At 55.3% G+C, this 12218-nt stretch carries 9 protein-coding genes; 5 read left to right on the top strand and 4 right to left on the bottom strand.

Annotated features, from left to right (window positions below; genetic code table 11):
* The first annotated feature begins 136 nt into the window (after positions 1–136).
* Together NSS83_RS13660 and NSS83_RS13655 are read left to right on the top strand one after the other, a co-directional pair.
* Entirely contained in the window at positions 137–1027 is an 891-nt protein-coding gene (locus tag NSS83_RS13660) for a glycoside hydrolase family 43 protein (RefSeq protein ID WP_341348425.1), read from the top strand.
* A 268-nt stretch (positions 1028–1295) separates the two neighbouring features.
* Positions 1296–1679, top strand: coding sequence for a hypothetical protein (locus tag NSS83_RS13655; RefSeq protein WP_341348424.1), 384 nt, complete (start codon positions 1296–1298; stop codon positions 1677–1679).
* Positions 1680–1807: 128 nt separating this feature from the next.
* Here the strand turns inward: NSS83_RS13655 and NSS83_RS13650 are convergent, their stop codons facing one another.
* The 4 genes from NSS83_RS13650 to NSS83_RS13635 form a co-directional block, all read right to left on the bottom strand.
* Positions 1808–3895, bottom strand: coding sequence for a glycosyltransferase (locus NSS83_RS13650; protein ID WP_341348423.1), 2088 nt, complete (start codon positions 3893–3895; stop codon positions 1808–1810).
* 443 nt (positions 3896–4338) lie between these two features.
* Positions 4339–6210, bottom strand: coding sequence for a glycosyltransferase (locus NSS83_RS13645; RefSeq protein ID WP_341348422.1), 1872 nt, complete (start codon positions 6208–6210; stop codon positions 4339–4341).
* Complete coding sequence (locus tag NSS83_RS13640; RefSeq protein ID WP_341348421.1) at positions 6207–8279, bottom strand: glycosyltransferase; 2073 nt, start codon at positions 8277–8279, stop codon at positions 6207–6209. The genes NSS83_RS13645 and NSS83_RS13640 overlap by 4 nt, the downstream gene beginning before the upstream one ends.
* A gap of 159 nt (positions 8280–8438) precedes the next feature.
* Positions 8439–9782 carry a DUF6385 domain-containing protein gene (locus NSS83_RS13635; RefSeq protein WP_341348420.1) on the bottom strand — a complete coding sequence of 448 codons (1344 nt, stop codon included), beginning with the start codon at positions 9780–9782 and terminating at the stop codon, positions 8439–8441.
* 273 nt (positions 9783–10055) lie between these two features.
* Between NSS83_RS13635 and NSS83_RS13630 the strand changes: the two genes are divergently transcribed.
* The 3 genes from NSS83_RS13630 (at position 10056) to NSS83_RS13620 (ending at position 12083) form a co-directional block, all read left to right on the top strand.
* A complete protein-coding gene (locus NSS83_RS13630; RefSeq protein WP_076161517.1) occupies positions 10056–10592 on the top strand; it encodes a hypothetical protein in 537 nt (178 codons plus the stop codon).
* A 23-nt stretch (positions 10593–10615) separates the two neighbouring features.
* Entirely contained in the window at positions 10616–11194 is a 579-nt protein-coding gene (locus NSS83_RS13625) for a hypothetical protein (protein WP_341184045.1), read from the top strand.
* Positions 11195–11411: 217 nt separating this feature from the next.
* Positions 11412–12083: an alpha/beta fold hydrolase gene (locus tag NSS83_RS13620; RefSeq protein ID WP_341184046.1), complete on the top strand. Its 672-nt coding sequence runs from the start codon at positions 11412–11414 to the stop codon at positions 12081–12083.
* Positions 12084–12218 lie beyond the last annotated feature (135 nt).

Raw genomic sequence — 12218 nt, 5'->3', positions numbered from 1 at the left:
TTTTCACCCAAAATCCAACATTCCACTGTATGAAATACAATAGAATCTTATTTTACGGTCAGCTATGCGATTTCTATTGCAGGAAATACAATCAGCTGCTTGTACGTACGAGTGCAGAGCAAAGGAGGAGATTCGCTTGCGCGGAATTACGAACCCGGTGATCTCAGGCTGGTATGCTGACCCTGAGGCCAGAACTTATGGGGGCAGGCATTATATTTATGCCACCAGATCATTCACAGAATATACACGGCAGATGAATCTGGATGCCTTCAGTTCGGATGACCTGATTCACTGGCAGAAGCATGAGAGCATTATCGCCATGGAGGATTTCCCCTGGATCTGGAGAGCGGTCTGGGCCCCGACCCAGCTTGAGCAGGGCGGCCGTCATTATCTGGTCTTTGCCTCGAATGATATTCAGCAGGACGGCGAAGCCGGGGGACTGGAGATTGCCGTGGCGGATACCCCTGAAGGCCCTTACCGGGGGTATCTCCACCGGCCGCTGATCGGCCGGTTCATCCATGGCGCGCAGCCGATTGACGCTCATCTGTTCAAGGATGAAGACGGCGCAGTCTATCTGTATTACGGCGGGTGGGGACACTGCAATGTGGGCCGGATGAATGAAGACATGACGGGGTTTGTTCCGTTCCCGGACGGAGAGGTCATCCGTTCCGTTACTCCGCCCGGTTATGTGGAGGGGCCGTGTATGCTTAAGAAGGACGGCCTTTATTACCTGATGTGGTCAATGGGCGGGTGGACCAACGGGACCTACCGGGTCGCTTATGGTGTAAGCGCAAGTCCGCTGGGACCTTTCGCGAACCATGGGACGATCCTGGAGAGACAGGAGCCGGTGGCGGAAGGCCCCGGCCATCACGGATATCTGCATCTGCCCGAGCGGGATGAATGGCTGATCGTCTACCACCGCCGGATCATCGGCGATCCTGAGCCGGGCAACCGCATGTTATGTATTGACCGGCTGGAATTCGGTGCAGGCGTTATCAAGCCGGTAAGGATGACGGATAGATGGTAAGGATGTCGACTTATCGTAGGTGAATACAGGAGGAATGAGGCCTTGGCTTATGGCAGGGCCTCTTTTGCCGTGGTGCTGGAGGAACGCGTCAATTAACTAATATTTTTCATCGCTGTATTCCCAAAATGTTGTACATAATGCAACCCGGCGACCTGGATATCCGGGGATTTGATAGGGTTGTTGTATAAAATGCAAGAATTACCCCCGCTAAGCGTTTGGAGGATGAGAAATCCTGATTTTTATGCAACAATATTGGAATATAGCCGGGATGAGCAAGGGAATGTTGTATTTTGAGCAGGATTTTCACTGGGAGGTACGGGGGTGCAAAGTATTCATGATAATGAAATTGGGCGGCAAAGACAATTCAGTTTCCGTCATGATTGAGTTCATTGATGTCTTGGCGCATATGTTTGAAACGCAGTTGCCAGGGAGTATTCTTCTTGATATTAGCCAATTTGAAATAAATTCATTTGTCAAAGATAACAAGGAGTTGTTAGAGAAGCAAAAAGACTCCGCTTGGCCGATGTATTATGAAAAAAGTGAGGATTTGCTTGAATATTTACTGCATGAGAATTACAACTATTATGTGATCTCCGCTTCATATGGTCTTAATGGGTGGGTAATTGCTAAGGAGTATAATATTTATAACTGAGCAGAAAGTTTTAAAGTTGACCTTGAGGGAGCTATCCCTCAGGGTTTTTCGTTTCTATGAGTGTTTTAAGAGAATGAGTAAACTAAATATTGTAAAAGATTCCGTGAGCGCTGAAGTCAATTGTAGCTTCAGACATTGTTATCTCTGTCATCCCCACTCTGAAGCGCCGACTTTACAAGCAGCAGCCACGGAATGCTGCCTGTAGCGGAGATGTTGCCCTGTGGGTGAACCTCCGCCGCAAGAAGGAGCATGTGATAGCTGAGGCCAGTGATTGCGGCAGCGCTGCCGGATTGCAGCAGTGTCTGTTCATCGGTGGACGTAAGCTGCGGCACCTGCCCGCAAGACTGGGCGATGGCTGCATAGAGCAGCCATTCCGCAACATCACCAGGAAGGCTATGGTGTTGTGATTGCCGGATGTAATCCGCACACCATTGCATTTTAAAAGAAACAGGTGCATCCAGCAGTCCCCGCAGCAGTGGCAGGGGAAGTCTGCTCCAGAGAAAGCGTGAAGCGCTAGTGGGCCTGCCAAGCAGGAGTAATGTATCCCAAGCACCTGCCTGAAGGAGCAGTTGTGCTGCGTAAGAAAAATCTGCAAAGCTAAGCGGTGTGTCTGCACGGTGTTCCGAATCGGCGAAGCTACTGATAACGGGGGGATGAATGGAGCCCCCTGCTGGAGATGAAGAGATTGATTGCGCATCGGCACCATGCTCCGCCGGGCTGGCCTGCTGCTGCGCGAGCCGGCGATGCGCGGCAGCGAGCCCGGGCGGCAGCTCCGCCAGCCGCCCCAAGCCTTGTCCTGCCGCGGTGATTCCGCCGCTGCGGCAGGACAAGGCCCACAGATAGCCGGATACCCAAGGGTTATCCGGCGCATCCCCCCGCATCCGCGCAAGCCCGGCGGATGCGGCCCCGGGCTGTTCCGGGTCCCGGAACAGCGTCCGCAGCAGCACCTCAAGCACCTGCCGGATATCCTCCGGCAGATGCGGTGCTGCGTGAAGCGCCGCCAGCCACGGGGCGGCGCGGGCATTGAGTGCGGCAGGCACCAGCCTGCTCAGCACTCGCCGGGGCAGGGCAGGGAGCAGCTGACGCGTGAACACCGTCAGCTGGTCCGCTTGCCCGGACAGCAGGCACAGCGTGGCCAGCTGCTCCCAGGCGGCAAGATCGTCAGGCGAGTAGCCGATCGCCTGCCTGTAATGCTCCAGCGCTTCCTCGTAGAGGAAGAGCCGCTCGCAGACCCGCCCGGCGAATAGGCGGGTACGGTAGGTTCCGCTGCCGGAGGAGGAGGGGTATTTGTGCGCGGTATCCCCGCTGTCCAGCGCCTGCTGAAGCAGAGGGTAAGCTTGCCATGCCTGCCCTTGCTCCATGAGCAGCCCCGCATAGCTCTCCAGCAAATCGGTGAAATCTGCGTACAGCCCAATCCCCGCCTGATAGACAGGCTCCGCGTCCGCAGGCCGCCCGCCCGCTTGGAGGGCAAAGGCTGTCTTAAGATACAGGTCAGCGGTATACCCGGAGTCTGGCGGGGCTTCCTCTAACAGTGGCAGGAGAAGATCTGCCGCTGCCTGATATTGTCCCTGCTGGTAATATTCCGTGCCCAGTGCGTACCTCAGAGGAACGCTGTCCGGTTCAAGCCGCAGAGCGGTGTGGATCAGCTCCAGATTGCGGCTGGCTTTATTTTTGCGCTGAAGCTCATCATCCAAATAGCCGTAATGGTGCACAGGCAGATGGGCATAAGCGATATGTCCGCCGGGGAGGCTCCAGATGCTGGAGGCCACCTCTTCATGAATGCTGCCGCGAAAACAAATACGTGAATCATTACGGAAAAGCCGGCACACATTGTCTGTCACGTATTCGCGCCCGGAGCCCTCTCCCACATAATGGATAAAAGGCAGGAAATACCCGTCTGCACACTCCGATTCCAGCAGACACACTAACTCCTCCGCCTTCCAGTCAGCAAGGGCTTCATCTGCATCCAGCACCAGAATCCAGCCGTAGGAGGCCAGCTGTAGGGTCTGATTACGGGCTTTGGAGAAATCGTGCTCCCAGGGCAGCCGGATCACCCGGGCACTGAACCTGTGGGCGATAGCCATACTGTTATCCTCTGATCCGGTATCTGCGATAATGATCTCCGAGACCAAACCCTGAACCGACTGCAGGCATTGCTCCAGATGCTGCGCTTCATTCCTGACGATCATGCAGAGCGAGATTCCGGGAGTATCCATGGTCTGTAAGCTCCTTTCTAACAGTATTTGATTGAAAAAGCGGGAGTGCACAGAAGCGGAGCGGGTATATTCCTGCCGGACTGGGGAGCCGTTATTTCCCCAAAAACAGTACTTTTTACAGAGTGGCGGACTGAGAGGGCCCTATTGTCTCTCTAACCGATGATTTTGGGCAGCAGATCCGTCTTTAAGCGCCGTGGAGTCCGCAACTCTTCCGAATCATGCGTTTTCTCCAAAATAAACGATCCTCAGTCCGCCAGCGACCAGTCACACCGGCACTCTCCTGATAAAATGGACTAGAAAGAGGTAGTTGCAGAGCGTACACCTAAAACCCGCGATAAAGCACACTTTCATTAGATAGCTGTAGTCTGTACAACTAAATCTGCCCAAAAAGGGGAGAAGGAAGAACCGGCGGATGTTTAAATGTACGGTCATCTGATGACATTCTAATCGGCTGGTCTGGGAAGTGGTAGTGTGAGACGGGCTGCCGCAGCCGCCGGTGAATATAGGGCTGAGGTTGCGAGTCCAGCCAGAACCTTGTCAGCCAAAAGAATCCAGGGCCGCACAGCCGCAGCAATAGCAGATAAGGGGAGTGAGGTGTTCCGGTCTGCTAGGACAACTGCAGGATGATTAAGCAGCCCGGTAATATCATCGTAGCCCAGCTCCGCTGCGGAAGCTGCTTCCGCCCGCTGCATCAGCTCCAACAAATCAGCGGTAGGCGGCACCTCCGGCCCTGCACCATCCACCTCTCCCGCATCCCGCACCGCCGCTTCCATCACTCCCGCACTCTGCGCCGTACCATCCACCTCTCCCGCATCCCGCACCGGCGCTTCCATCACTCCCGCACTCTGCGCCGTACCATCCATCTCACCCGCATCCTGCACCGGCGCTTCCATCACTCCCGCACTCTGCGCCGTACCATCCACCTCTCCCGCATCCCGCACCGCCGCTTCCATCACTCCCGCACTCTGCGCCGTATCGTCCGTCTCACCGGCATCCCGCACCGCCGCTTCCATCACTCCCACACTCTGCGCCGTACCGTCCATCTCACCCGCACCGGCGATCCCGCCCCCAAGCATATCAGCCGCCGCTGTATAGCAGCCATCCGATACCAGCAGGCGCAATAGATCCTGACGCTGCTCTGTCAGGATGCCGGGCAGCTGCCCGGCCAGCCAGCCGTGGAGCTCTGGCTCGCGGAACGTGCATTTGAACAGGCGCGTGAGCCGCGGGATCAGCGGCCAGGGGTCCGGCTGGAGCTGGGCTGCTCTGGTGAAGCAGGCTGCCGCTTCATGCGCTTCGCCGATCTGCTGGCAGACCTGCCCCAGCAGCGTGTGGGTGAGATAGGTGCCTAACCCGGATTCCGTATGGTAGAGGGGAGGGGAGGCTCCAATCTCCAGTGCCCGGCACAGCGCGGTCTTGGCTTCGGCTAAGGCAGACACCTGTAGCAGCAGCGCACCTTTGAGGTGGTGAAGATCGGAGTAATCCGGGAAAAGCGTGCTTCCCTGCCCGCAGGCCTCCAGCGCCCCCGGGTAATCACCGGTTACCGCCAGGCAGCGGACTTTGTATTTATAGAGCAGGTGAACATAGCTGGTACCCGGCTTGGCCAGGTTCAGCGAGGTGCCGATATGCTCCAGCGCCTGCCCGTAATCGCCCAGCCGCATATATTCAACCGCCAGATTGAAATGCTGAAAAGCATCTCCGGGACTCTCCTCCAGCTGCTGCTTCAGCAATCCGAGATTACGGCTGATTTTGTCTTTCCGCTCCACGACCCCGTCGGCATAGCCGTAGTGATGGACAATGACGGTGCCCATATGCATCGTGGCATCTGGGGTCTCCTGCACAATGACAGCCGCAATCTGCTCATGAATAATGCCGCTGAAGCGATAATTCGGGCGGTTCTTGAACATCCGGAGGATCGGGTTGACCGTAAGTGTCTGCGAAGCGCGCTCCGTCCCCTGATGATTATGAATCCGCACAAAAAAAGCCTCATACTCCGTATGCTTCGCGCACACCAGCAGCTCCTCCCGGCTGCCCGGCTCCAGCTCTTCGTCTGCATCCAGCACCAGAATCCAGGTGCCCTGCGCCAGGGCCAGACCGGCGTTGCGTGCGGCGGCAAAATCCCCGTTCCACGGGTAATTGATAATCCGGGCACCGAAGCTGCGGGCAATCTGGCGGGTGGCATCGGTTGAACCGGTGTCCACAATGATGATTTCATCCACAGTCCCGCGCACACTCCGGAGACAGCGGGCCAGGTTGTCGGCTTCATTTTTGACGATCATGCACAAGGAAATCAGCGGTTGCTGTGGTTTCGTGGTCATAAGCTCAGATCCGCTCCTCTCTGCCGCTGGGTGTAATTCCACTTCGTATGCCAGGGGGTGCAGCGCAGCACCGCGATGGATTGGGCAACCGCTGCCCTGTCCTCCTGAAGCGGACCCTGAGCCTGCTGTCCCGCCGCCTGGAGACGTTCTACAGCTTCTGCGAGCCGCTGCTCTGCCAGATACAGATAACAGAGCGCCAGTCCGGTGCTGACGGCATCGTCTGCAGGGGATTCCCCCAAGGCAAGCCGGTACCAGCCCGCAGCCTCCGCATAATGTCCTTTATCTATGAGCAGCTCTCCGAGATACCGCAGGGTTGCGCCTGAAGCTTCCTTGCTGCCTGCAAGGTTGATGAATAGTTCCCCCGCCTCTGCACGCCAGCCTTCCTCATAAAGTGCCTCTGCCAGAGTGCGTGTATGTGCCGGGTACCGTTCAACCAGCCGCTTGCCCAGTGCGATGAACTGGTGCTTTACAGCGAGCCTTATGACCTCGGCCAGCAGTTGGGAGTCCCCGGAGGGAGCGGTTTTTGCCTGCGGCTCAGACGAATCAAGAGACAACTCCTTCTCGATCTCAAGCATTGCGGAACGCAATTCCACAGGTGTTTGCAGCCACAGCTCCTCCTGCAGCTTCCCGCCCAGCTCCCAGGTTAAGACGGCCTCAAGCAGGCAGAGCTGCCGTATAGTCTCCGCATTTAGGCCTTCGGGTGACAGCTGGGTGGGGTTAGCCCGCAGCTGGGCGGCGGTCTTCCTGAACATATGATATTTTCCGGTAATGATCCAGGAAGACAGCAGGAACAGCAAGGTGTCCTCTTCCAGCGGGCAGACGGCGGGCGGCAGCTCTGCAATCGCCGTATAAGCGTCCAGCCGATACAATGTTCCGATAATTGCAGTTCTTGCAGCACGCTGCGCTGTACCGGTTAGCTGTATCAAGAGTGCGGCAATCTCTCCATCCGGCACCTCCAGCTCCTGAAAAGCAGAGGCGATCCCCTCCAGAGCGGGGAGATACAGGGAGTGCTGCTGTAGCGCACGATGGTACAGCTGCGCGGCTTCCTTCTGCTTCCCGAGCTGCTGGAAAATGGCCCCCATCCGGTGCAGCGGGCGGAAGCTGTCCATGCCCTGTTCAGTGACGTATGCTCTGCGCGGAGCCGGGGCAGACGAGGTATCTATGGCGTGCTGGTAAGACTGGACGGCGCGTTCATAGAATCCTTGGCTCTCCCAGGACTGGCCCTGCATGTAATGCAGGTCGGGATAATCTCCATAACGTGTCAGCTCACGGGTTAGCAGGCTGTCGACCGCTTTTACATGACCGCTCTCCAGATCCATTGTACACAGATCACGAACGATCGAGGGACGGTAAGAGGCCTGAAGCGGAGCGAGGATAAGACTCTGGCGCAGCAGTTCTCCGGCTTCCTCCAGCCGTCCGTCCTGACAGCAGTTGACCGCCAGATTATAACGGGTGAACACATCGTCAGGCTCTTCTGCAAGCGCAAGACGCAGCAGTTGCCCGTTGCGGCTGATTTTATGCTTGGCGCTCATGACCGGGGGCAGGTAGCCGAAGTGAAGAATCTCTATTGGACTGGCCCCGATGGCGGCGGACCCATATTTTGTAAGAATAGAGGACTCAACACTTTCATGAATTCTTCCGCTGAAAAGATAGCCCCGCCCACCCCGGAACAGCCGCACAGGATGGTGATACAGACGATCTTCGGGCCTGTTACCCAGCAGGTTCTCTATGCGTACCGTGTAGGCTTCGGCTGTGCTGTCCTTGAGAATCTCCTTGATTGACTCTATGGAGGTCTGAAGGATTTCATCCGCATCCAAGACCAATATCCAATTGCTCGTTGCATGAGAGAGACCGGTATTTCTTGCTTCTGAGAAATGATAGTTCCACTGGGCTTCGATGACCGTTGCCCCGTATCTGCGGGCGATCTCCACGGACGGGTCGGTTGAGCCGGTATCGACAACGATGATTTCATCAGCGCCCTGCAAGCTGGCTAGACAACGGGGGAGCAGCTCGGCTTCATTGTTGACAATGAGCTGCACTCCGAGTGTAGGTTTGGCAGATAGATTCAAGATTGTTCCTCCTTCGCGGGCCTTAGTTCCTCCGGGTATTCTGCAAAAATAAGCATGTATAAGCGCTGCCGTCTTATGTAGATGCGGAATACCGCACAGGAAAGAGTACATGGGTACCCATGCACTCTTGGCTTCTGCATCGTATGACGGAAACTAGGCTTACGTTCCTTGTGCATCAAAAATAACATTAAGCGTAGAAGCTGCACCCGGCGTCGCGGATTGATAAGAGAGTCGGGTGTATTTCAGGAAGCGGGCAGGCACAATTACGTCTACAGAGCCTGCTGCCAGCGGGTTGTCTCCAGTCGTATCGACGAAATAGTTGGTTCCGTCTGCACTGATCTCGACCCGTGTATTCACCGGATTGGCTCCGGTGTTCACAATGAAGTAGGAGTAGGTCCCAAGGACACTGGTATTGTTGGCAGGCAGCGGTGTATAGGTATCCGAAGTGGCAATTGCCGTTGTAGGCAGCTCAACGAAGCTGCGCTGAGAGATAGAGGTTACGCTGCTCAGCGTACCAGCAGTGATAGTCGCACCAAGCACACTAGTAATCGTACCGTCTAGCAGGTTAGTCACTGTACCAGCGGATGATAGAGTACCGGCAGTGATAGTCGCACCAAGCACACTAGTAATCGTACCGTCTAGCAGGTTCGTCACAGTACCAGCGGATGATAGAGTACCAGCAGTGATAGTTGCACCAAGCACGCTAGTAATCGTACCGTCTAGCAGGTTGGTCACAGTACCAGCGGATGATAGAGTACCAGCAGTGATAGTTGCACCAAGCACACTAGTAATCGTACCGTCTAGCAGGTTCGTCACTGTACCAGCAGATGTTAATGTACCGGCAGTGATAGTCGCACCAAGCACACTAGTAATCGTACCGTCTAGCAGGTTAGTCACTGTACCAGCGGATGATAGAGTACCGGCAGTGATAGTCGCACCAAGCACACTAGTAATCGTACCGTCTAGCAGGTTCGTCACAGTACCAGCGGATGATAGAGTACCAGCAGTGATAGTTGCACCAAGCACGCTAGTAATCGTACCGTCTAGCAGGTTGGTCACAGTACCAGCGGATGATAGAGTACCAGCAGTGATAGTTGCACCAAGCACACTAGTAATCGTACCGTCTAGCAGGTTCGTCACTGTACCAGCAGATGTTAATGTACCGGCGGTGATAGTCGCGCCAAGCACACTAGTAATCGTACCGTCTAGCAGGTTAGTCACTGTACCAGCAGATGTTAATGTACCGGCAGTGATAGTCGCGCCAAGCACACTAGTAATCGTACCGTCTAGCAGGTTCGTCACAGTACCAGCGGATGATAGAGTACCAGCAGTGATAGTTGCACCAAGCACGCTAGTAATCGTACCGTTCAAGATGACGGTGGTCAGGTTCCCGCTGGCATCGGTGGTGAGCGGGCGGTCGATCAGAGTTGAAGGGTCCCGGCCGAAAATAAGTGTGCGCAGATTGTCCGGATTAGCCTGAAATGAACTGAAATTTGGCAACATGAGTCATCCTTTCTGTGGGCAATTTCTGCCGTCAGCCTGCTCATGAAAAGACCCAAACCGTCGTCTGGGTCCTTAAGCATGTATAGGCTGCCGGTTCATAGAGGGAGGAACGTGTAGCTAGGCAGGAACCATTCGAATGGTGTGATATTAGGATATGGAGCTTTTTAAGAGAATGACTGGGTTAACTCTGCAAAAATACGCAGCCGCCAAACAACCTGCCGGACAGCCCCGCATACTATGAAAATATGCTAGACCGACAGAAGGAGTGAGAATATGCCGAATGAGACTGTATTTAACCAGAACAGCCAGCCGCTGTATACCGAGCAGGTTAACACCTATATTGCACCCGGGATTGATACTCTGCCTGAAGCGGGAGCCGCGATGTCAGGTTTATTGTTTGGAATTCCGTTTGCCTCCACGGTGGGTACTTCCACCCCGCTTGTCATGCAGGTAGCTAATCCCGGCGGCAGCGGACGTACCTTATATATCTCCCGCATTATCGCAAGCACGGGCACAGCGTCGGTCACTTTAACACTACTGCGTAATGCGACGGTGGGGGGCTCTACTGTTACTCCGGTTAACTATAACTTCGGGAGTTCGGTCACTAGCGTCAGTACTGCCCGGACCGCAACGGCTGCGCCTACAGGTTCTCCGGCGACATTAATGTCAATGCTGCTGGCCCTAGGTCCGGTCATCCTTAATATGGACGGCAGGCTTATTCTGCCTCCCGGCAACTCGCTCACGCTATCGGTAACGATTGCATCCGGGAGTACTGCGGCAACGGGAAATATCAGCTGGTGGGAATTCTAGAGTGGAAGGGGAGAGGATGAACCATGCCCAATAACTATGTAATCAATGACAATGACCAGCCGGTCTATGTGGAAATGACGAACACCTTCCGTGCACCGGACATCAGCGCCCCGCCGGAGATCAGCGCTTCGCAGGCAGCCGTCTTATTCTCGGCGAACGCCTCGAACTCGGCAACGATCGTGCTGTCGCTCCTCTCGGCTGTCATTTCGGTCCGCATCAGTAATCCTGCGGGCAGCGGCCGGACCTTGTATCTGTCCCGGATCAGCGGCAGTATCGGCGGCACCTCGGTGCTGACCTCGATCTCAGGCAGCTTTACCCTTGTCAAAGGAGGGACGATATCCTCGCCGTCCACGGTGACTCCGGTGAATAATAATCTGGCCAGCCCAGCAGCCAGTTCCATGACGGTCCAGTCCTCCACCGCAGCTATTTCCGGGGGCACTGTGCTGGCGAATGTTCAGATTGCGCCGGGAGTGTTCAGTCCGGCTTTTACCGGCAGCATTATCGTCCCTCCGAACAATGTCATCAGCATCAGCGTAAGCTCCTCAAGCGCGGCAGTCGGGACAATTATATCTGCTTTAAGCCTGAACTGGTGGGAGAGATAGCAGACAGGTGCTTCAGTAGTATCTCTATAGCAGCTCCCAGAGAGTAGAGCTTGAAATTGTAAGGGTGGGTATATTCACGCTATGCGTTATCCCTCTATTTCCCGCTGAAACGCTACCATCGCGAAAAAGCCGTCAGAGCCGTGCCCACTTGACTTCAGGATAGTTAAGGTTTATTTTTCTATAAATGGATGGATTAGAGGATTGGGGAGGAGGAAACATGGAGACTTGTCTATTTATACACGGCTTCACCGGAGGTGAATACGAGATTTCTCCGCTTGCGCAGTTTCTGGAGCGCAGCGGTTATGTGTCCAGAATGTTTACCCTGCATGGGCATGGAGGCGGCAGAAGAGAGTTGCTTCATTCAAGCCGGGGAGACTGGCAGCTAAGCGCTGAGGAGGAGCTCAGGCAGCTATTCTCAAGCTCCGACAAAGTACATCTGATCGGTTTCTCTACCGGAGCGCTGATTGCGTCGCGGCTGTCCGTTCAGTATTCTTCCCGGATTCAGTCGCTCACCTTGTTGTCTACCCCGGTGTATCCGCTCAATCCGGCCGAGATTCTGCGCACGCTGGTCCGTCCGGAGATGCTGCGGAATTATCTCAGCAAATGGGGTTCTACACCCATGAGGGCCACGCGGGAGTTCCAGCGGCTGGTTCGTGAGAGCTTCGAGGTCTATCCGCAGCTGGAGGTGCCGACCTTGATTGTACAGGGCAGGCGGGATCATCTGGTGAGATTCAAAAGTGCGGACTATCTCCGGCAGACGATTCCCTCGGAACGCAAACAGGTGCTGATTATGGAGCAAAGCGGGCATATGGTCTGCCACAGCGGCGAGAGTCCCGCGATGATGGATGAAGTGCTCCAGTTTATCTGCCGCTCGGGCGAGTCCGGGTAAGCAAAGAACCCTTCCAGGGCTGGAAAGGGTTCTTCTGTCTGTCTCTGCGTCTATGATATACATTGACATTGAGGAGGGGGCGTGGTATTTTCAGCTTAAGGAAACCGGTTTCCCCTAAAAGGGGATGAGTACCTT

The organism is Paenibacillus sp. FSL H3-0469 (genome assembly GCF_038051945.1).
Classification (GTDB): Bacteria; Bacillota; Bacilli; order Paenibacillales; family Paenibacillaceae; genus Paenibacillus_AQ.
Note: the sequence above shows the minus strand (reverse complement) of the source record. Positions and strands in the feature narration are given on the sequence as shown.